Genomic DNA, 20848 nt, shown 5'->3' on the forward strand with positions numbered 1-20848 from the left:
GGGCGTCACTCTACGGTCTGGAGGCGCGGTGCCGGCTGCGGACGGCGGCGCGCCGTGAAGCTGTGGACGCGCTCACCGCGCGGTGCGGGGCGGGCAGAGGCGGTGGCCTTCCGGCGCCTTCGTCGCAGGCTCCTCAGGGCCGCAGTCGCACGGCGCTGGCGCGCCGTGGACGCTCCTACGCCCGTTTCCGCAGCTTGCGGCGTTCCCGCTCGGAGAGGCCACCCCAGATGCCGAAGCGTTCGTCGTTCTCGAGCGCGTACTCGAGGCACTGCGCCCGGACCTCGCACGAGGTGCAGATCTTCTTCGCCTCGCGCGTGGAGCCGCCCTTCTCGGGGAAGAACGCCTCGGGGTCGGTCTGTGCGCATAGCGAGTCGACCTGCCAGGCGAGCGGGTTCTCCTCGTCGTCCGCCTCGGGACGTCGGACCCCGGGGACGCCGAGCGCCACGGGATCGACGTGCCAGTCCTCCGGAACTCCGGCGTGGAACTCGGAACCGTTCACCCTGATCACCCCTGCCGCCTCGACAACGAACCCCAACTCTTGCGGCCGTTGCCTGTAATTACAGCGGTGTCATTCGCCTGAGTCAAGTCGCGGATCATAGAAGGCACTGACCGCTCCAGCGTGTCATGTCCCCCGTTTGGGCGTGTCGCGCCGCTCGGGTGGGCCTTCCGGGGGACAACTGACTCGTCCTCAGGCGCTCAGGAGGCGCTGCGGCGGGCCTCCCACGCGCTCGAGACCATCTCGTCCAGGGAGTGCCGCATCGCCCACTCGAGGTCTCGGGCGGCGGCTTCGCCGGTCGCGACGATGCGGGCCGGGTCGCCGGGGCGCCGCGGTGCGATCTCGGGGTCGAAGGCGATCCCGGTGCCGGCAGCCATCGCGTCCATGATCTGCCGGACGCTCACGCCGTCGCCGCTGCCGAGGTTGTAGGCGCGCTCGAGCGGCTCCCCGGCCTCGAGCTTCCGTGCGGCCACGGCGTGCGAGTGCGCCAGGTCGGCCACGTGCACGTAGTCGCGGACACAGGTGCCGTCCGGGGTGGCGTAGTCGTCGCCGTTGATCCGCGGGGTCCGGCCGGCGAGCAGCGCGTCGAAGACCAGCGGGAACAGGTTGTGCGGGCTGGCGTCGTACAGGTCGGGCTCCCCCGAGCCGACGACGTTGAAGTACCGGAGCGACGTGGTGGCGAATCCGGCGGCGACCTCCATGTCGCGCAGCAGCCACTCGCCGATGAGCTTCGACTCGCCGTACGGCGACTCCGGGTTCTTCGGGGTGGACTCGACCACGGTCTCGACGTCCGGCGTGCCGTAGACCGCCGCGCTCGACGAGAAGACCGCCTTGGTGACGCCGGTCTCGGCCATCGCGCGGAGCAGGGTCGCCATGCCGGTGACGTTCTGCTCGTAGGTGTGCAGCGGGCGCTCGACGGAGACGCCGGCGTACTTGAACCCCGCGACGTGGACCACGCCGGTGACCTCGTGCTCGCGCAGGGTGCGCGCCACGAGCTCCCCGTCGAGGATCGTGCCCTCGACGAACGGCACGTCGTCCGGCACGAACGCGCGGAAGCCGCTCGAGAGGTCGTCGAACGCGACCGTGTCGATGCCGGCCGAGCGCAGTGCTCGGACGACGTGGGACCCGATGTACCCGGCACCGCCGGTGACCAGCCAACTCATGCTCGCCACGCTAGCGGACGTCGGCGACGCCACGGTGGCGGTGTGCGGGTCCGCGCCGCCGCGTGCGGTTCCGCGCCGGTTCCGCGACGGCGTCCCCGGCCAGGACGCCTGTCTTGGGCGCGCGCGGGTCCTGGGCGCCGGTCCTAGGCGCCGGTGGCGATGAACACCGTCGACGTGATGCCGTCGGACGAGTCCGCCTCGACGGTCACGTCGCCCTCGTCCGGCGTGATGAAGCACGACTCGCCCTTGCGGAGCAGGGTGGCCGACTGCGCGCCGACGAGCGTGACGACGCCCTCGGTGCAGATCGCGATCGACGGTCCGACGAGCGGCGCGACCCCGCCCGTGCTCAGGCCGGCCGGGCGGCCGTCGCCGTCCACCCGCAGCAGCGCGAAGCCGACGCCGTCCGGTGCGAACCGGTCGACGCCGCCGGCGATGCGCTCCGGCTCGAGGACCGGGGCCGGGTAGGCGGTGAAGTCGAGCACCCGCAGGAGCTCCGGCACGTCGACGTGCTTCGGCGTCAGCCCGCCGCGGAGCACGTTGTCCGACGGTGCCATCAGCTCGATGCCGAGCCCGTCGAGGTAGGCGTGGATGTTGCCGGCGGGCAGGTACATCGCCTGCCCCGCACCGAGCGTCACACGGTGCATGAGCAGGGAGACCACGATGCCGGGGTCGCCCGGCCAGCTGGTCGCCAGGTCGCGCACGGTCGCGGTGTTCGGGGTGAGCAGGTCGTCGTCGAGGGCGACGGCCAGGTCGCTCGCGGCCTGCACCACGGCGAGTGCGGACTCGTCGGCGGTCTCGAGCCAGCGGACGGTGTCCTCGAGCCCGTGCAGCAGGTGCACCTCGAGCGGACCGAGCCGTCCGGTGCCGGCGTCGAGCACGCGCACCTCGGCGAGGGTCTCCTCGACGGGGCGGAAGCCGCTCAGCGCCTCGAACCGCTCGCTCAGCGCGACGACGAGCTCGGGCTTCGGGAACGGGTCCTTGTAGTTGCGAGCCGGGTCGCCGAGCGGGATGCCCTCGCGCTCTTCACGGGCGAAGCCCTCCGCCGCCTGCTCCGGGGTGGGGTGCGCCTGCAGCGAGAGCGGTGCGGCCGCCGCGAGCACCTTGAGCAGGAACGGCAGGTCGGTGCGGTCCGGACCGAGGGCGGTCTCCGGCTCGTCGGCGATCCAGTCGCGGAGCGTGTCGGCTCCGCCCACCATGGCGGGGTTGACGACGACGCTGGGGCTGCCGGCGTGGGCGCCGAGCCAGAGCTCCGCCTGCGGGGCACCCGTGACGGTGCGGCCGAGGAGCTCCGGGATCGCGGTGACCGAGCCCCAGGCGTAGTCGCGGGGGGTGTTCGTGATGCCGAGGAACATGGGCCAGAGCCTACCGGCGCCGCCGAGGAGTCCTGCGGACGGCGACCGGCCGGTACCCTGGCGTCGTGACGAACACCTGGCCGCTGGCGCGCGGGGCCGTACCGGAGCGCGAGGCGTTCGCCTTCGGGGCGACGACCCTGTTCGTGCTGTTCGCGGGCGACGCCGTGCCGAACACCCTCACCTGGGTCGGGGCCGGTGTCCTCTGGGCCCTCGTCGCCGCCTGGGGCACCACGATCCTGGTCCGGGCGAAGCCGCCGCTCGTCCGCACCCCCTGGGCGCTCTGGGCGTTCCTCGGCTGGTGCCTGGTGACGCTGGTCTGGTCGCACTGGCGGTTCGCGACGATCTCGAGCCTGACCGTGCAGGTGATCTGCGCCGCCGTGGCGTTCACGATCGCCTCGACCCTGACGTGGCGGCGGATCACCGACGCCATGAGCCTCGCGCTCCGCTGGGTCCTGATGCTCTCGCTGCTGTTCGAAGCCGTCGTCGCGGTGTTCGTCCGCCACCCGATCGCGCCGATCTGGACCGACTACGGCGACCGCGACGTCCCCGACGCGTTCTACTTCTCTCGCGCCGAGCTCTTCACCGGTGGCCGGATCCAGGGCCTGCCGGGCAACGCGAACCTGCTCGCCATGGTCGCCCTGCTGGTCGCGATCGTGGTCGCCGTGCAGTTCGCCGAGGGCCGGATCCGCCGCAACCAAGCTATCGGCTGGCTCCTCGTCGCCGCACTCGGCTTCGTCCTCACCCGCTCGTCGACGGTCATCGCCGCTGCCCTCGTGGTCGCCGTGGTCGCCCTGGTCGCGGTGTGGATGCGCCGTGTGCCGACCGAGCGCCGCACCCCGCGCTACCTGCTGCTCGCGGTGGGCGCGATCGTCGTCGCCGTCGCCGCGGCCGTGCTGCGTGGTCCGGTCTCCGAGCTGCTCGGCAAGGGCTCGGACGCCACCGGTCGGGGCGAGATCTGGGGCAAGGTGCTCGGGCTGATCGACCAGCACCCCGTGGGTGGCTGGGGCTGGATCGGGTACTGGTGGCCCGGCATCCCGACGCTCGCCGACCTGGCGCACCGCAAGGGTGTCACCTACCTGCAGGCCCACGACGCCTACCTGGACGTCTGGATGCAGACCGGCATCATCGGCCTGGTGCTCTTCGCGATCTACGTGGTGACGACGCTGTCGCGCTCGTGGGCCTGCGCGACCCGCATCGGGTACGACGCCACGCTGCGTCCGCGGTCGTTCGACCCGGTGTCGCTCCTGCCGCTCCTGGTCGTCGTCGCGCTGCTCGTGCAGTCCGTCGCCGAGTCCCGCCTGCTCTACCAGGGGAACTGGGTGCTCTTCGCCCTGCTCGCGATCAAGACCCGCATCGTGCTGACCGGCGAGGAACCCGTGTCCACCGGCGACGGCCCCCGCACGCCGCTGGCCAAGCGCGAGTTCCGCTGGGCCGGCACGCGCTGACCCGGGCGCTCCCTCAGCGCGACAGCCAGGAGCACGCCACCGGGGACGACCACGGGTTCGACCGCACCCGGGCGACCTCGAGCGACGGGTCCGCGTCGCACGCCTCGACCGCCGCCGGCAACTGCCCGGCCCACACCGGGCCGTCGCTGCGCCGCGTGTCCGCCGGCGCGACGTGCAGCACGGCCGACGCGACGACGGCGGTGACCACGCACCAACCGGCCAGCGCACCGACGAAGCGACCCGCGCCTCCTGTCCGTGCCGCCACACGCGACCAGCGGGGCGCGTCCACCAGCGCGGCGGCGGCGACCACCGCGGCGCTCACGAGCAGCAGGCCGGCAGCGGCGGCGTAGCGCTGCGGCGGCAGGGCGGCCATCGCGCTCACCGGCGCGGACCAGCGGACGCCGGCACCGTGGTTGGCGAGGACGGCCACCCACCACACCGCGACCGAACCGGCGGCGAGTGCCGTGACCATCCACCGGGTGCCTGTCGGCCCGACGACCACGGCCGCCACCAGGACGACCAGCAGCAGGGCGGCGGGGACCAGGACCACGGCCCAGCCGTGCTCCACCACCGCCGTCAGCGCGGCGCCGAGGTCCGGACCCCAGGCACCCGCCACGGGACGCAGCAGGTACCCGGCGAGCACGTCCACGACCGCCGGCGACCCCGTGGCGAGGGCACGCGGGTTCGTCAGGGCCGTGACGCCCTGCGCGGCCAGGGCGACGACCACGACGACCGTGACGGGCAGCGCGGACCACCGACCGGATGCGCCGGGCGTTCGGCCTCGGGGCGTCCACGCGAGGAGCAACAGGGGCGCGAACAGTGCGGTGAGGGGTTCGGTGAGCACGGCGACACCAGCGACCACGGCGAGCGCGCCCGCGCCCCACCAGGAGCGGCTGCGGAAGGTGAAGACCCACGGCACCAGGACGAGCAGGAACCAGTGCAGGTTCGCCGCGTTGCCGCTGATCTCGTACGGGGCGAGCGGCAGGACGACGGGGACGGCGGCGAGCACCAGCCGGAACGGCCACGGGCGGACGACGTCGCGGGACAGCACGAACACCAGGGCGCAGACCCCGCCGACCACCGCGCAGGACGCCAGTGCCACCACCTGCGCGTACCGTTCGGGCGGCAGCGCGTAGCCGAGGTCGACGATGAGCCGGGGCAGCAGGTGCAGGTAGCCGGCGTAGGGGTGCAGCAGCGTGTCGACGGGCCCCATCGCGATCCGTTCGCGCAGGAACACGCCGCCGTCCTCGGCCCAGACGGTGTTCCGCGCCACCGGACCGAGGCGGTACCAGGCCAGTGCGGTCGTGAGCAGGCCGACGAGGACCGCGACGAGCGGGACGCCGACGACCCTGCGCGCGACGTCCATTCGGTGAGGATAGATCGCTCATCGCGCATCGTCGATACAGCCACACCGCGATGTGGTGTGCTCGTCACAAGGTCGTGCGCCAAGATGGACGCGTGACGGACGGCCGGGTGAGCAGACAGGTGCTCGGGCGCCGGTACCTCTCCGCCTGGATCGGCTTCTCGGCCGGTGGACGGTTCAGCCAGGCGCTCGCGACGGTCATCGTGCTGTTCGGGTTCGGCCAGCCCACGGTGGAGACACTCGTCGGTCAGGCGGGGACCTGGGCGGTGCTCGTGACGCTGTTCGTGCTCGCGGGGCTGAGTCTGCTGGGACAGCGCTACCGGATCGAGTGGCACGGGGTCCTCCCCCTCTCGCTGTTGGCCTTCGTCGGCTACTGCGCGTTGAGCGTGCTGTGGAGCGAGTACTCCTGGTTCGCGCTCCGCGGGCTCGTGCAGACCGTGTGCTTCATCGGCCTCGGGCTGTACCTGGCGCTCGGCCGCGACCTGGTGCAGGTGATCCGGGCCTCGGGCGACGCCTTCCGGATCCTGCTCGTGACCGCCCTCGGGCTCGAGGTCCTGTCCGGCCTGGTGCTCGACGTCCCGTTCCCGGCGTTCGGCATCCGCGGTGACATCGCGTACGGCGGCCCGATCCAGGGCATCGGCGGCACACGCAACTTCATGGGCTTCATCGCCGCCATGGCACTGGTCACCTTCGTGGTCGAGTTCCTCACCCGGTCCGTCACGCTCTGGCGCGCGATCGCCTCGACCTCGCTCGCCGTCATCGCCCTGATGCTCGTGCAGTCCCCCATCACCGGCCTGGCGATGATCGCACTCGCCGTCACCGCACTGGCGCTCTGGTCACTCCGGCACGCGCGACCGGCGACCAGACCGGTGGTCAACGGCGTCCTCGGCGCGGTCGTCCTGCTGACCCTGGCCGTCGGGGTGCTCGCGCGGCACCGGCTGCTCGCCGAGATCGGGGCGGCCGGCGGCACCGCGACGCGCACGGACCTGTGGTCCCAGATCCGGGTCCTGGTGGAGCGCTACCCGATCCAGGGCTGGGGCTGGGTGGGGACCTGGCCGACCGAGCCGGTGGTGCCGTACGTGACGCTCATCGACCCCGCCGGCGTCCGCTTCACCTCGGGCCTGAACGCCTTCGTGGACGCCTGGCTGCAGATCGGCTTCGCGGGCACGCTCATCCTCGGGATCACGGCGCTGCTCGCGTTCGCGCGGGCCTGGGTGACGGCGACGACGTTCCCCGGGGTGGCGTACGTGTGGCCGGCCGCGGTGCTCGTGCTGCTCGCCGTCACCAGCACGGCGGAGAGCTACCTGCTGCACGGTGCGGGGCTGATGTTCTTCGTGACGGTGCTCGTGATCGCCGCGCGGCGGCGCTCGTGGCGCCGGCACCTGCCGCGCGTGTAGCGACGGACCGGAGGCCCGTGGCGGCCCCGCACCGCGCCTCCAGGCCGTCACGTCGAACGTTCCGGGCGCGCGCATCGTGAGCAGGAGTGGTCGCCCCGGCGGACGGGACCCGACCGTTCCTGTGCACGAAGCGATCGCGCGCTCCGGGCCTCGCGCTACGGGCGCGTGCGGCGACCGAGACGGCGCTGCACACCCCACCGGGTGACACGGAGCATCGCCTCGACCACGATGGACCGGCTCATCTTGGAGACCCCGTGCACGCGGTCGCGGAACCGGATCGGCACCTCGACGATGCGGCCGCCGAGGGCGTCCACGCGCAGCGTCATGTCCACCTGGAAGCAGTACCCCTTCGAGTCCACCGACCCGAGGTCCATCCGCGCGATCGCCGACGAGCGGTACACGCGGTACCCGGCGGTGATGTCGCGCACGTCGAGGCCGAGCACCAGGCGGGCGTAGGTGTTCGCCCCGCGGCTGAGCGCCTGGCGTCGGAGCGGCCAGTCGACGACCGAGCCACCCGGCACCCAGCGGGACCCGATCGCGAGCAGGACGTCCTCGGACGCGGTCACGGCGTCGATCATGGCCGGCAACCGGTCGGCCGGGTGCGAGCCGTCGGCGTCCATCTCGACCAGCAGCGGGTAGCCGCGCTCCAGACCCCACCGGAAGCCGGCGACGTACGCCGTGCCGAGCCCGGCCTTGCCGGGGCGCTGCAGCAGGTGCACGCGGTCGTCAGCGGCGGCCAGCGACCGCACGATGTCCCCGGTGCCGTCCGGGCTGCCGTCGTCGACGACGAGCACGTGGGCACCGGGCACCGCCGCCAGCACGGCGGCCGTGATCGCGCGGATGTTCTCGGCCTCGTCGTAGGTCGGGACGATGACGAGGGCGGCGGTGTCCCCCGGGGTCACCGGTTCAGGCGCCGCTTCACCTTGCCTGCGACGCTGCGGGGGCCCTCGGTGCGCAGGTAGTGCACGGCGCGACCGAGGTCGTAGCGGACACCGGAGAGCTTCTTGCGCTCCGGCACGCGGACGCGCATCTTGTGCGGCTCGATCGAGGACGTCGTGTCGCGCACCGACTTGTCCGCAGCGCGGATCGGGTTCCGGCAGAACTCGACGAGCGGGGCGAGGACGTTCTCCCACGTGAACTGCTCGCGCACACGGTCGACGTTGCCGATGAACTCGGTGCGGGCCTTCTTGTCGAAGAGCGCCGTCTCGAGCGCGGTCGCCAGGCCGTCGACGTCCTGCTCGTGCACCGCGATGCCGAGCTTCTGCTCCGCGACGAGGTCACCGAACGAGTCGCCGGCCGTCGTGACGATCGGCAGACGTGCCCACAGGTAGTCGAGGATGCGGGTGCGGAACGAGAACGTCGTCTCGAGGTGCTCGTAGTGCGTCGAGACGCCGGCGTCGGCCTCGAGCAGGTAGGCGCCGCGCTCCTCGTACGGGATCCACTGGTCGTTGAAGAACACGTGCTTGCCGGTGAGCCCGAGGGCGTCCGCCTCGGCGCGGACCTTCGCCACGATGTCCATCTCGGGGACGTCGGGGTTCGGGTGCTGCACACCCATGAAGAAGAGCTTGACCGACGGACGGCGCTCGGCGAGCCGGGCGATCGAGCGGACCAGGGTGATCGGGTCGAACCAGTCGTAGATCCCCCCGCCCCAGACGACGAGCTTGTCGTTCTTGCCGATGCCCGGCACGACGCCCTTGACCCGCTGCTGGTCGTGCACCGGCGGGGTCGAGGACAGGCCGAACGGCACGACGCCGATGAGCGAGCGCAGGTCGGCGTCACGCGAGTACGTGCGGGCGTTCACGCGGCCGGAGCCGGCGAGCTGCCCGAGCCAGAACATCCGCTGACGCTCCGAGGCACAGATGAAGTAGTCGCCGAGCTCGAGCTGGTGGTTCAGCGTGTCCGAGGCGTCGAGGATCTGGCGGTTCCACTTGTCGACGTCGTCGCTGCGGCCCTGTTCGAGCTGCTCGAGGTGCAGCGGGTCGTAGACGTCGACGACCAGGATCTTGCTGGTCGACTCGAGCACGGGGAACAGCCGGAGCGCGTGGCCCTGCACGATGATGACGTCGGCCCAGCCCTCGTGCTCGACCATCTGGCGCGGGTGGCGGTGCGGGACCGTGACGACCTCGTACGAGGGGTCGATCGGCGACGAGCGGGTGAGGCTGACCACGCGGACGTCGTGCTCCGATGCCAGCTGCTTCGCCATCTGGGTGGCACGGATCGCCGGACCGGCCATCTTCGCGCCGATCGAGTCGCCCGTGATGATGAGGACGCGGCGACGGGTGCCGACCTCGAGCACGCCGAGGGAGTGCACGATCTTGTCGTAGCCGGCCAGGTAGTTCTCGATCGGGTACGCGGGCTCGTCGCGGTTGCCGAACAGGCGGAGGAGCTCGCGGTCGGACCGGACACGGGTCGCCTGGATCTGGCGGCGGGACTCGGTCATCGACGGCAGCTGCTCGACGAACTGGTCGACGCCGTAGATGCCCGCCATGCTCGTCTTCGGCACCGGGATGGTGGGGACGCTGTCGTCGCCGGGGTTGCGCAGGTCGAGCTCGGTGGAGTCGAGCTCCCCGCGGCCCACGGCACGGCGGACGGCGAGCGCCAGCGAACCGGGCAGCGCCGCGGCGAGCTGTTCGTCACCGAGGTTCTTGTAGAGCGTGAACAGTGCGTTGCGCTCGAGCAGGTAGGTCTCGCGGAAGTCGCCGAACTTGTTCATCGACGCGTGGTGCTTGTGGAACGCGACGGACTTCGGCTGGTACCGGAAGCGCCAGCCGAGCAGGTTGAGCCGCCAGCCGAGGTCGACGTCCTCGTAGAACATGAAGTAGCGGTCGTCGAAGCCGTCGAGCTGCTCGAAGAGCTCGGCGCGGATGAACATCGCGGCGCCGGTGCCGAACAGGACGTCGGTCTCGCTCTCCCACCGGCCGGTGTCCGGCGACCCGGCGAAGGGCTTGTAGCCCATGCCGTACCAGGTCATCGCGGCCTCGGTGAAGTCGACGTTGACGCCTTCCCAGTCGAGGACCTTCGAGGCGACGGCACCGATGTCGGCACCGGAGGCGAACGTGGCCATGGCCTCGCGCACCCAGCCGGTGTCCGGACGGGCGTCGTTGTTGAGGAACGCCACGACCTCGCCGGAGGACTTCTCGACGCCGAGGTTGCACCCGCCCGTGAACCCGAGGTTCGCACCAGCGTCGATCAGGGTGAAGTCGAGGGACGAGGCCTTCAGCCGACCGAGGTGCTCGGGGCCCGAACCGTTCTCGACGACGATCACCTCGAGCTTGTCCTGCGGCCAGTCCTGCTTGCGGAGCTCCGCGATGCTCGTCAGGGTGTCGTCCGTGCCCTTGTAGTTCACGAGGATGACGGAAACGACTCCCGGCTTGCGCTCTGTCACGCGAGTTCCTCCAGCAGCTGCCGCGCACCGGGCGCGGGTAGGTGGCTCGGCCAGCGGGGTGCCGCGGGCCGATGACACCCTACAAGGCGCGCCCACCGACTCCCTGCCGCCGCTGCGGATTCGTGCAGAATGGCGTGCGTGACCGCTGTGATCCCGAGCACCCCCATGCCCTCCCCCTCCGCGAGGACTACGCGGCCCTCGCGGCCGACGAGCACGCCGAGGGCCCCCGCGGCACGATCCGCTTCGCGGTCTCGACCGCCGATCCGGCCGAGGGCAAGGGCGACCTGTTCGTCGCGCTCGGCCTCGCGCGGGCACTCCGGGCCGAGGGCTGGGGCGTGGCGATGTGGCCGTTGGCGCGCTGGGGCGAGGAGCTCCCCGCCGACACCGCCGTCGTGGTCAGCATGATCGAGTCCTTCGTGCCCGGCTACGTCCCCGCCGGCACCGCCCTGGTGGCGTGGGTGCGGAACTGGACCGCCAAGTGGGCAGCCCTGCCGTACCTGGACGAGTTCGACGCCGTCTGGACCTCGTCCGAGGCCGCCCGCGACGCGGTCGCCGCGGGCTACAGCGGCCCCGTCGAGGTCGTCCCGATCGGCGTGGACACCGAGCTGTTCACGACCGACGCCACCGCACCGCGCGAACGTACCGACCGCGCCGTCACCACCGTCAACTTCTGGGGTGTCCGCCGCCGTGTGCAGGACGTCCTGGCCGAGGTCGCCCCGACCGAACCGATCGTCTGGTTCGCCGCGAACGTCGACCACGTCGAGGCCTCGGCCGGCGTCGAGCTCCGCCCAGCGGTGTCCTACTTCGCGCTGCCCGAGGTCTACCGCGCAGCCGGTTTCGTCGTCGACGACGTGATCGAGCCGGCCGCCGAGTACGGCACCCTGAACTCCCGCCTGTACGAGTCGCTCGCGTCCGGCGCGCTGCCCGTCACCGACTGCGCGCTCGGGCTCGACGAGCTCGGCCTGTCCGACGTGCCGGTGTTCGACGACGCCGACTCGCTCGAGCGCGTGCTCGCGATGCCCCGCGACGAGCGCACGGCCCTGGTCGCCCGGCTCCGCGCCGTGGTGCTCGAGCGGCACTCGTTCCGCACCCGTGCCGAGCAGGTCGGCCCGTCGCTCGACGCCGCCGTCGCCGCCGCCTCGGGTCGGAGCGGCGAGCGTGGCGCGTTCCTGCGCTGGGCCACCGCCCAGCGCGAGACGCTCCGGCAGGCCGAGCACGACCGCGACGTCCACCTGTCCGGCGTGCACGACATCAACGCACGCCTGGTCGCGTCGGAGCAGCAGGTCGGCGCGTACGACACCGCACGCCGCCGGGCCGAGGCGGAGCGCGACCAGATCGCGGCCCGCTTCGAGGGCCTCACGCGCTCGCCCGAGTACCGGCTGCTGCACGGCGTCGGTCTGATGGCGCGGCGCGCACGCCGCTGACGGCGGTCGACGCGACCAACAGACGGACGGGAGGCCCGGTACCAGCTGGTACCAGGCCTCCCGTCCGTCGTGGTGACCGTCTACTGCACGGTGACGGTCTTGGTGCCGAAGCTCTTGTAGGTGCCGCTCGGCAGGTCCTGGAAGTAGACGCGCACGGTGTGCGTGCCCTTCTTCAGCCCGGTGAACTCCCGCGACAGTCCCACGTCCGACCCCCAGTCCGGGTGCGCGGCCTGCACGTCGGTCCGGGTCGCGTTCGCGGTGCCCGGCGAGACGGCCACGCCGTCCAGGTGGATCTTGTAGCCGACCGGGTCCCAGACGTCCGGGTCGATGGCCCAGCCGGCGACCGTGATGGTGCCGACGCCGCCGGTGACCGACTCGTACAGGCCCTTGACCGAACCGGTCTTGCCCGTCTTGCCGGTGGTGGGCGGGTCGGTGACCCGCACGCTCTTCGTGCCGAAGCTCTTGTAGGTGCCGCTCGGCAGCTCCTGGAAGTACACCCGCACCGAGTGGGTGCCGGCGGTCAGCCCGGGGATCTTCAGGGACAGGCCGACGTCGGAACCCCAGGCGGGGTGCACGGCCTCGACGTCGGTCCGCTTCGCGTTCGCGGCTCCGGGGGCGATGGCGACACCGTCGACGTGGATCTTGTACTGCACCGGGTCCCAGACGTCGGGGTCGATCGCCCAGCCGCGCACCGTGGCGCTGTTCACGCCGCCGGTCACGGACTCGTACGCGCCCTTGACCGAACCCGTCTTGCCCGTCTTGCCCGTCGTCCCCGACGCGTCGGGTTCGGCGGACGATGCGGCGGTCACGGTCACGGACTTGGTGCCGAAGCTGACGTACTTGCCGCCCTGCAGGTCCTGGAAGTAGACGCGCACGGTGTGCTTGCCGGCCTTCAGTCCGGTGAGCCGGAGCGTCAGGCCGACGTCCGAGCCCCAGGTGGGGTGGTCCGCCGCGACGTCGGTGCGCGTGGCGTCCGCGACACCGCTGTTCGTGCTCACGCCGTCGACGTGGATCTTGTACTTGACCGGGTCCCAGACGTCCGGGTCGATCGCCCAGCCCCGCACGGTGGCCGTGCCGACGCCGCCGGTGACGGAGTCGTACGAGCCGCGGACCTTGCCGGTCTTGCCGGTCTTGCCGGTGGTGGGGGCGTCGACGACGACGGACTTCGACGCGACCTTGACGTACTTCGTGCCGGGCTTGTCCACCACGTAGAGCGTCACCGCGCGCTTGCCGGCGGACATCCCACCGATCGTCTTCGAGAAGCCGAGTGTGCTGCCGACGCCCGGGTAGACCTTCGCCACGTCGGTGCGGGTCGTGTCGGCCGTGCCGGTCGCCTTGCTCACGCCGTCGACCAGGATCTTCCACGAGCCGGGCTTCGACGAGTCGGGGTCGAGGACCCAGCCGCTCGCCGAGATCGTGCCGACGCCGCCGGTCACCGAGTCGAGGACGCCCTTCGGCGCTTCGCTCGTGACGGTGCGGGTGTAGCAGCCGAGCAGGGTGTTGCCGCCGCGGCCCTGGTTGATGGCGTACGTGCAGACGTTGTGCTTGCCGAGGCTCAGCCCGGTCAGGGTCGTCGAGAACCCGTGCCGGGTGTTGTTCGCCCCGAGGGTGCCCGCCAGGTCGCTGCGGTTCGCGTCGGCGGTGATGGTCTTCGCGCCGTCACCGTCGACGTAGAACGCGACGCGCAGGGGGTTCGTCGTGTCGGGGTCGGCGGCCCATCCCCGGACCGTCAGGGTCGAGGTGGCGGTGGCGGTCACCGCGTCGACGTTGCCGACCGGGTTGCCGCTGCCGCTGGAGGCGCCGAACCAGTCGGTGTACATGCGCCAGAAGTTGCGGTTGCCGTAGGCCGAGCAGCCGTCGCCGCTGCCGTAGAGGTTCGACATCGCCGCGGCGTTCGGCGTGTACGGCGTGTAGATGTAGAGCGCCGCGGTGGCCTGGTTCTGGATGTAGACGGACTTGCGGCCGCACGCGGCGTTCGGGTTGAGCAGGATCGAGTTCGTCCGGCCCGCCTGGTACGCCCACGAGGTCGGCGTCGCCTGGTACCGCTTGAACTGCAGCGCGGCGGCGTAGACCTGCTGGCCGAAGCCGAAGTACGCCGGGTCGCACGGGGCGGTGTCCGGGCACGCGAAGCCGGTGGCGTGCAGGTACATGTAGGACGTCGGCGAGGACGTCGTCACGATGCCCTGCTCCTTCTGCAGGAGCACGAGCAGCACCTTCTGGCTGATGCCGCACGCGGCACCGACCTGGGCGATCATCGTCGCGGCGCTCTTGGTGCCGCCGGCGATGGCCTTGCACCGGCCGGAGACCGCGCCGATCGAGCTCATCTTCTGCGAGAAGTCCTTCAGGCAGGCGGGCCCACCCGAGGCCTTGCGGCAGTTCGGTGCGACGCTCGTCAGGAACGACTGCACGGCGGCGGCGCTCATGGCCGAGCCGTTGTAGAAGTTCGCGTCGCTGATGATGTTGCCCGGGTCGAAGTCCGAGGCGACGGCGGCCGACGCCGACCGGGTCGTGGTCTGCTCCGAGAGCACCGTGCCGAAGGTCAGACCGCTCACCGCGACGGCGAGGGACGCCACGAGCGCGAGGGAGCTGCGGAGGGACCGCCGGACGGGGCGGTCATCGCTGTCGGGACGGGGGGAACGGGTGGGGCGCATCACGGGACCTCGGCGGTCAGGGGGTCGGACGTCGTCGACGCGGAGCCGATGGCGTAGGTCAGGGTGACGGACCAGGTGCCGCTCGGCACCTTCGCCGCGGGGAACGACACCTGCGCGCAGTTCACCGACGAGGCACTCGCCTGCGCGGTGCTCGTGGCCTTCCGCGTGACGCCGTTCTTCGTCGCGGTGAAGGTGCACTTCCCGCTCGTGTCGGTGGTGCCGGAGACCAGGCCGCCGGCCTGGAGCGTCTTCGAGCCGGTGTCCCAGCCGGCGTAGGTCACGACGGCCGTGGCCGGGAACTCCGACGGGTCGGTGTCCGGCTGGTTCGTCGCGCCGCTGCCCGGGAACGGACCGGGGGTGTCGTCGTCTCCGGCGCCGGAGTCGGTGCCGCCGTCGCCGGACGCACCGTCGGTCGGCGACGGGGCCGCTCCGGTGGGTGCCGCGGTCGCCGAGGCGTCGCCGGTCGGGGTCGCACTCGGGGTGCGCGTGGCGGAGGCCGACGGCGACGGGGTGGCGTCGTCGCCACCACCGGAACAACCGGCCACGAGGAGACTGAGTGCACCGACCACCGCGAACGCAGCGATCGGCCTGGATGCGAGGAGCATGCTGACGGGCCGTCCTGAGGATGTTGACAAGGGTCCGGGTTGCAACAACGGTAACTCGAAAGTGAAGGTTGAGGGTTGGATCGGCCGGAATCACCCCCACTCGGGGTGCACGACGGCCGTCGCCCAACCCCGCCACGCGGGCCCGGTGAGTATGCTGTTCCGGTCCTGCCCCCACGAACGAAGAGACGTATGGTCGACCAAGCCCGCATGACCGCGCTCGCGAAGGAACCCCTCGTCGTGATCGGCGCTCCGACGAGCGCCTTCCGCGGAACCTTCCGCGAGCTGCGCGACGTCTTCCGGCAGCGCGAGATGCTCGGCATGCTCGTCCGACGTGACCTGAAGGCCCGGTACAAGGACTCGGCACTCGGGTTCGTCTGGACGCTCGTGCGCCCGCTGACCCAGCTGCTCATCTACTACTTCGTCATCGGCAAGGTCCTCGGCGCCGCCAACGGCATCGACAACTTCGCCATCTACGTCTTCACCGGCCTGACCGCCTACACGCTCTTCAGCGAGATCGTCGCCGGGTCGACGGGCTCGATCGTCGGCAACTCCGGGCTGATCAAGAAGGTCTACGTCCCGCGCGAGGTCTTCCCGCTCGCCAGTGTGGGCGCGGCCCTGGTGAACTTCACCATCCAGTTCGCGATCCTGCTCGCCGCGACGGTCGTGATCGGGGTCTTCCCCTGGCACGAGGGGCTGGTCTACCTGATCCCCTCGCTCGCCGTCATCCTGGTCTACGGCGCGGCCATCGGTCTCGTGCTGTCCGCGCTCAACGTGTACCTGCGCGACGTGCAGTTCGTCATCGACGTCGGCCTGATGGTCCTGCTCTGGGCCTCGCCGATCGTCTACTCCTACGCGCGCGTGGTCGCCACGGTGAACGCCGACTGGCTCATCACCGCGTACACGAACAACCCGCTGACGCTGGCGGTGCTCGGCCTGCAGAACGCGATCTGGCTGCACGACCCGGCCGACGTCACGTACCCGGAACACCTGATGCTGCGGCTGGGGATCGCCTTCGTGATCGGGCTCTTCTGCCTCATCGGTGCGCAGCGGATCTTCTCCCGCCTGCAGGGCAACTTCGCGCAGGAGCTCTAGACCATGGCCATCAGCACCCCCGTCGCCCCGACGACCACCGGCGACACCGCCGACCGTCCCGACGTCATCGTCATCGACCACGTGCGCAAGCGCTTCACGGTGCGCAAGGACAACACCCTGCGCGAGCGCATCGTCACCCTCGGTCGCGCCGGCCGCAAGCACCGCCAGGACTTCTGGGCCCTCGACGACGTCACCGTGTCGATCCAGGCCGGCTCGACCGTCGGACTGATCGGTCAGAACGGCTCCGGCAAGTCGACCCTGCTCAAGGCGATCGGCGGCATCATCCAGCCGACGTCCGGCACGGTGTCCCGCCGCGGTCGCCTCGCCGCGCTGCTCGAGCTCGGCGCCGGGTTCCACCCCGACCTGTCCGGCCGCGAGAACGTGTACCTCAACGCGAGCCTGCTCGGCCTCAGCCGCAAGCAGACCGACGAGAAGTTCGACGACATCCTGGCCTTCTCGGGCATCGGGGACTTCATCGACACCCAGGTCAAGTTCTACTCATCGGGCATGTACGTGCGGCTCGCCTTCGCGGTCGCCGTCCACACCGACCCCGACGTGCTGCTCGTCGACGAGGTCCTGGCGGTCGGTGACGAGGCCTTCCAGCGCAAGTGCCTCGACCGCATCCGCACCTTCCAGGAAGCCGGCAAGACGATCATCATCGTCACGCACTCGCTCAGCCAGGTGCAGGAGATGTGCGACCGCGTCGTCCTGCTCAACAAGGGCAAGGTGCTGCACGACGGCGACCCCGTGCAGGCGGTGAGCATGTTCCGCGAGGTGCTCGAGGAACGCCGCCAGGGCGAGCTCAGCACCGACGTCGCCGTCGGCCGCGGCAAGGTCCTCGGTGCGAGCGTGCACGTCGACGGCAAGGAGCCCCGCGCGGACGTCATGCCCGGCGACGACCTCGTCGTGGACATGGAGTTCGAGCACCTGGACGGCATCGCCGACTGGGAGGCCGCAGTCCAGATCAACAACGCCGGCGGCCAGGTCGTCTACGGCACCACCACCGGCATCATGGGCCTCGAACTGCACCCGCTGCACGGCCGCCGGAAGCTCCGTCTCCGCATCGCGGACACCGCCTTCGGCACCGGCAAGTAGCTTCATCAACGTGTCGATGATGGACTCCGCGGGTCGCCACCTGCACGACATGCCGGAGTGCGACTCGTTCGAGGTCCCCTCGTTCGGCAACGCCGTCGGCACCGTCTACGCGCAGCCCACGGTCGAGGAGCTCGACTGACCCCGGTCGACGGCGACACCGGGGCCCGTGCAGTCGGCGCTCCCCGAGCCGACGACACGTTGCGCACCGCCGTCGTCGTCGTCAACTGGAACCGCGCCGACCTGACCACCGCGGCCGTCCGCGCCGTGCTCGACGAGGGCACCGCCGACGACGTCATCGTCGTCGACAACGGGTCGTCGGACGACTCGGTCGCCGTGCTCCGCCAGGCACTGCCGGACGCGACCGTCGTCGCGCGGGACGACAACGGCGGGTTCGCGGCCGGCGCCAACACCGGCATCCGGCACACCGACGCCGACGTCGTCGTGCTCCTGAACAACGACGCCGTGCCCGCGCCGGGCTTCGTCGCGGCGCTCCGCGACCACCTGGCGCACGCCGGGCCCGAGGTCGCGGCGGTGACGGGCCGCATCGTGCTCGCCGGACGCTGGACGGTCCTCCCGGCCGGTGCGGAACCAGCACCCGATGCGCGCGTGCTGCGCGACCACGACGGGCGGCACTGGACGCCGTCGGCGGACGGCGAGGTCCGGCTCAACTCGACCGGCGTCCGTGTCGACCGCGACGGCAACGGCATGGACCGCGACTGGTTCGCCCCCGTGGACCGGGTCGCCGACGTCGACGTCTTCGGGTTCTCCGGCGGCGCCTCCGCGCTGCGGCGCACGGCCCTGGACGACGTCGGCCTGCTCGACGAGTCGCTCTTCATGTACTACGAGGACACCGAGCTCGCCTGGCGGCTCCGCCGCCGCGGCTGGCGCGTCGAGCACGCCGCCGACGCGGTCGTCGAGCACGACCACTCGGCGTCGTCCGGCGTGCAGAGCGACCTGTTCGTCTTCCGGAACGCCCGCAACCGCATCGTCGTCGCCCTCTGGCACGCCCCCTGGCCGACCGTCGCGCGGGCGAGCGTCCGCACGCTGGGCCGCGGTCTGCGCGGGCTGGCCACCGGTCGCACCCGCCGGGAGGCGCGGCTCGTCCTGGCAGCGTTCGCGGACGTCGCGGGGACCCTGCCGGTCCACCTCGCGCGCCGGCTGCGCGAGACCCGGCGCGCGTCCGTCCCGCGCCGCCGCGTGGACCCGGGCGCATGAGCGCAGCGGGCTATCCTGGACACTCCCCCGTCGACGGCCACGGCCACGACGCCCCCGCCCGGAAGGAACCACGCGTGCCGCAGCTCACCGTCCTCGTCGACGGGACCGCGGTACCGCAGGCGCTCGGCGGCGTCGGACGCTACGTCGAAGGGGTCGTGTCGCACCTGAGCGACCCGTCGCTCGACGTCCACCTGGTCGTCCGTCCCGTGCACGCCGCGCACTTCCGCTCGCTCGCGCCGAACGCCACCGTGCACACGGCGCCGGCGTGGACCGACTCGGTACCGCTGCGGTTCCTGTGGGAGCAGACCGGACTGCCGGCGCTCGGCTGTCGGCTCGGTGCGCGGGTGCTGCACTCCCCGCACTACACGTTCCCGTTGGGCTGGCGCGGCGGGTCCGTCGTCACGCTGCACGACGCCACGTTCTTCTCGAACCCCGAGTGGCACTCGCGCCTGAAGCGCACCTTCTTCACGTGGTGGAGCCGTCGTTCGCTGCGCACCCGGCCCGTCGTCATCGTGCCGAGCGCGGCCACCGCGACCGAGGCCGCCCGGGTCGTCCACGGCATCCGTGCCGACGTCCGGGTCGCACCGCTCGGCGTCGACCGCACGGTGTTCCACGAGCCCGACGTCGCCGCGGTCGAGGACGCCCGGATCGCCGCCGCCCTGCCCGAGGGCGCACCGTGGATCGCGTTCCTCGGCACCATCGAACCGCGGAAGAACGTCACCGCGCTGCTCGACGCGTACGCCGCGGTGCGGTCCGCGCGGGCGGCCGGCGGCGCGGACACGCCGTGGCTGGTCCTGTCGGGGGCGCGCGGCTGGGACGAGGCCGCGATCGCACGCCTCGACGCCCTGCAGCCCACCGACCACGTCATCGAGGCGGGGTACCTGCCGCTCGAGGACCTCGCCGGCTTCCTCGGCGGTGCGGAGTTCGTCGTCTACCCGTCCCTGGGCGAGGGCTTCGGCCTGCCCGTGGTCGAGGCGATGGCCTCCGGCGCCTGCGTCCTGACCACCCGGCGGTTGTCGCTGCCCGAGGTCGGTGGCGACGCGGCCGTCTACACCGAGCCCGACGCGACGGCACTGGCCGCCGCGATGACAGCGCTGCTCGACGACCCGGCGCTCGTGGCCTCGCACCGTGCGGCGGCGCTGGCGCGGGCGGACGAGTTCACCTGGGACGCCACCGCCGCCGTGCACGTCGAGGCGTACGAGTCCGTCGGTGGGAGGACGCGGTGATCCGGGTCGCGGTGCTCACGGTCACCTACAACACCGGTGAGACCATCCGGCCGTTCCTGGCGAGCGTCGCCGGCGCCTCGAAGGACCCGGTCGCCGTCGTCATCGCGGACAACGGCTCGGCCGACATCGACGCGCTCCGGGCGATCGGTGAGTCCTACGGCGCCGTCGTGGTGTCCTCCGGCGGCAACCGCGGGTACGGCGGCGGGGTCGACGCAGCCCTGAGCGCCCTCGACGACGTACTGCCCGACGTGCGACCGGAGTTCCTGCTCGTGACGAACCCCGACGTGGTGCTCGGCGAGGGCTCGATCGACGAGCTCGTGGCCGCGGCCGACCGGATGCCGTCCGGTGGGTCGTTCGGCCCCCGGATCCTCGACGACCAGGGCGAGACCTACCCGTCCGCCCGGCAGCTCCCCTCGCTCCGGACCGGCCTCGGCCACGCGGCGTTCTCGCGGTTCTGGCCCGCGAACCCGTGGAGCCAGCGGTACTGGTCCACCACGAAGGTCGTCGAACGCGAGGCCGGCTGGCTCTCGGGTGCGTGCTTCCTCATCCGCACCGACCTGTTCCGCCAGCTCGGGGGCTTCGACGAGTCGTACTTCATGTACTTCGAGGACGTCGACCTCGGGCAGCGCGTCGGTCGTGCCGGCCGGGCGAACGTGTACGTGCCGTCGTCGGTCGTCACCCACACCGGTGCCCACTCGACGTCGTCCAACCGCCGCCGCATGGAGATCGAGCACCACCGGAGCGCCTACCGGTTCCTGTCGCGGAAGTACCGGGCGTGGTGGCTCTGGCCCCTGCGGGTCGCCCTGCACGCAGGCCTGTCGCTCCGCGCCCGCTGGGTGACGCGCAAGTAGCCCCCGCCCACCGGTACCCCGGTCGCCCAGGTCGCCCAGGTCGCAAAACACCGGTGTCCACGTGTTACACCGCGATCTGGGAGTGTTC

17 protein-coding genes are annotated in these 20848 nt (G+C 71.7%); 9 read left to right on the top strand and 8 right to left on the bottom strand.

Annotated elements, in window-relative coordinates; all coding sequences use genetic code 11:
* Positions 1-175 precede the first annotated feature (175 nt).
* The 3 genes from MXD64_RS11470 to manA all read right to left on the bottom strand — a co-directional run bounded on the left by MXD64_RS11470 (position 176) and on the right by manA (position 3011).
* Entirely contained in the window at positions 176-508 is a 333-nt protein-coding gene (locus tag MXD64_RS11470) for a WhiB family transcriptional regulator (protein ID WP_017888800.1), read from the bottom strand.
* Positions 509-696: 188 nt separating this feature from the next.
* The gene (gene galE / locus MXD64_RS11475; protein WP_031260600.1) at positions 697-1659 is read right to left on the bottom strand and encodes a UDP-glucose 4-epimerase GalE; all 963 of its coding nucleotides are present in this window, start codon (positions 1657-1659) and stop codon (positions 697-699) included.
* 143 nt (positions 1660-1802) lie between these two features.
* Positions 1803-3011, bottom strand: coding sequence for a mannose-6-phosphate isomerase, class I (manA, locus tag MXD64_RS11480; RefSeq protein ID WP_263136463.1), 1209 nt, complete (start codon positions 3009-3011; stop codon positions 1803-1805).
* A gap of 65 nt (positions 3012-3076) precedes the next feature.
* On the opposite strand from manA, the gene MXD64_RS11485 reads away from it, so the two are divergent.
* The gene (locus tag MXD64_RS11485) at positions 3077-4456 is read left to right on the top strand and encodes an O-antigen ligase family protein (RefSeq protein WP_017888797.1); all 1380 of its coding nucleotides are present in this window, start codon (positions 3077-3079) and stop codon (positions 4454-4456) included.
* Positions 4457-4469: 13 nt separating this feature from the next.
* Here the strand turns inward: MXD64_RS11485 and MXD64_RS11490 are convergent, their stop codons facing one another.
* Positions 4470-5822, bottom strand: coding sequence for a hypothetical protein (locus tag MXD64_RS11490; RefSeq protein ID WP_263136465.1), 1353 nt, complete (start codon positions 5820-5822; stop codon positions 4470-4472).
* A gap of 107 nt (positions 5823-5929) precedes the next feature.
* On the opposite strand from MXD64_RS11490, the gene MXD64_RS11495 reads away from it, so the two are divergent.
* Positions 5930-7216: an O-antigen ligase family protein gene (locus MXD64_RS11495; RefSeq protein WP_139179871.1), complete on the top strand. Its 1287-nt coding sequence runs from the start codon at positions 5930-5932 to the stop codon at positions 7214-7216.
* A gap of 155 nt (positions 7217-7371) precedes the next feature.
* Here the strand turns inward: MXD64_RS11495 and MXD64_RS11500 are convergent, their stop codons facing one another.
* Complete coding sequence (locus MXD64_RS11500; protein WP_017888795.1) at positions 7372-8118, bottom strand: polyprenol monophosphomannose synthase; 747 nt, start codon at positions 8116-8118, stop codon at positions 7372-7374.
* Entirely contained in the window at positions 8115-10601 is a 2487-nt protein-coding gene (locus MXD64_RS11505; protein WP_042538799.1) for a glycosyltransferase, read from the bottom strand. Before MXD64_RS11505 ends, MXD64_RS11500 begins: the two co-directional genes overlap by 4 nt.
* Before the next feature lie 134 nt (positions 10602-10735).
* Here MXD64_RS11505 and MXD64_RS11510 point away from each other — a divergent pair, with 134 nt between their 5' ends.
* Entirely contained in the window at positions 10736-12025 is a 1290-nt protein-coding gene (locus tag MXD64_RS11510) for a glycosyltransferase (protein ID WP_263136467.1), read from the top strand.
* Between the two features lie 80 nt (positions 12026-12105).
* Here MXD64_RS11510 and MXD64_RS11515 read toward each other — a convergent pair whose 3' ends face one another.
* Both MXD64_RS11515 and MXD64_RS11520 read right to left on the bottom strand, forming a co-directional pair.
* Entirely contained in the window at positions 12106-14598 is a 2493-nt protein-coding gene (locus MXD64_RS11515; protein WP_263136468.1) for a hypothetical protein, read from the bottom strand.
* Between the two features lie 77 nt (positions 14599-14675).
* Positions 14676-15281, bottom strand: a complete 606-nt coding sequence (locus MXD64_RS11520) for a hypothetical protein (protein ID WP_159556660.1) — start codon at positions 15279-15281, stop codon at positions 14676-14678.
* A 189-nt stretch (positions 15282-15470) separates the two neighbouring features.
* On the opposite strand from MXD64_RS11520, the gene MXD64_RS11525 reads away from it, so the two are divergent.
* The 6 genes from MXD64_RS11525 (at position 15471) to MXD64_RS11550 (ending at position 20760) form a co-directional block, all read left to right on the top strand.
* Positions 15471-16373 carry an ABC transporter permease gene (locus MXD64_RS11525; RefSeq protein WP_017888790.1) on the top strand — a complete coding sequence of 301 codons (903 nt, stop codon included), beginning with the start codon at positions 15471-15473 and terminating at the stop codon, positions 16371-16373.
* 3 nt (positions 16374-16376) lie between these two features.
* Positions 16377-17468 (top strand): ABC transporter ATP-binding protein, encoded by a 1092-nt coding sequence (locus tag MXD64_RS11530; RefSeq protein ID WP_263136469.1) that lies wholly within the window; start codon positions 16377-16379, stop codon positions 17466-17468.
* A gap of 10 nt (positions 17469-17478) precedes the next feature.
* Entirely contained in the window at positions 17479-17607 is a 129-nt protein-coding gene (locus MXD64_RS11535; RefSeq protein WP_263136470.1) for a hypothetical protein, read from the top strand.
* 59 nt (positions 17608-17666) lie between these two features.
* Complete coding sequence (locus MXD64_RS11540) at positions 17667-18683, top strand: glycosyltransferase family 2 protein (RefSeq protein ID WP_263136471.1); 1017 nt, start codon at positions 17667-17669, stop codon at positions 18681-18683.
* A 74-nt stretch (positions 18684-18757) separates the two neighbouring features.
* Complete coding sequence (locus MXD64_RS11545) at positions 18758-19909, top strand: glycosyltransferase family 4 protein (protein ID WP_263136472.1); 1152 nt, start codon at positions 18758-18760, stop codon at positions 19907-19909.
* On the top strand, positions 19906-20760 hold the full coding sequence (locus MXD64_RS11550) for a glycosyltransferase family 2 protein (protein ID WP_263136473.1): 855 nt from the start codon (positions 19906-19908) through the stop codon (positions 20758-20760). Before MXD64_RS11545 ends, MXD64_RS11550 begins: the two co-directional genes overlap by 4 nt.
* The last annotated feature ends 88 nt before the right edge of the window (positions 20761-20848 follow it).

It is taken from the genome of Curtobacterium sp. Arg-1 (genome assembly GCF_025643395.1).
GTDB lineage: Bacteria > Actinomycetota > Actinomycetes > Actinomycetales > Microbacteriaceae > Curtobacterium > Curtobacterium poinsettiae.

Excerpts from the sequence above, each read along its gene's own strand:
- MXD64_RS11490 (WP_263136465.1), bottom strand. The coding sequence starts at position 5,822 with ATGGACGTCGCGCGCAGGGTCGTCGGCGTCCCGCTCGTCGCGGTCCTC.
- MXD64_RS11530 (WP_263136469.1), top strand. The coding sequence starts at position 16,377 with ATGGCCATCAGCACCCCCGTCGCCCCGACGACCACCGGCGACACCGCC.
- MXD64_RS11525 (WP_017888790.1), top strand. The coding sequence starts at position 15,471 with ATGGTCGACCAAGCCCGCATGACCGCGCTCGCGAAGGAACCCCTCGTC.
- MXD64_RS11520 (WP_159556660.1), bottom strand. The coding sequence starts at position 15,281 with ATGCTCCTCGCATCCAGGCCGATCGCTGCGTTCGCGGTGGTCGGTGCA.
- manA (WP_263136463.1), bottom strand. The coding sequence starts at position 3,011 with ATGTTCCTCGGCATCACGAACACCCCCCGCGACTACGCCTGGGGCTCG.
- galE (WP_031260600.1), bottom strand. The coding sequence starts at position 1,659 with ATGAGTTGGCTGGTCACCGGCGGTGCCGGGTACATCGGGTCCCACGTC.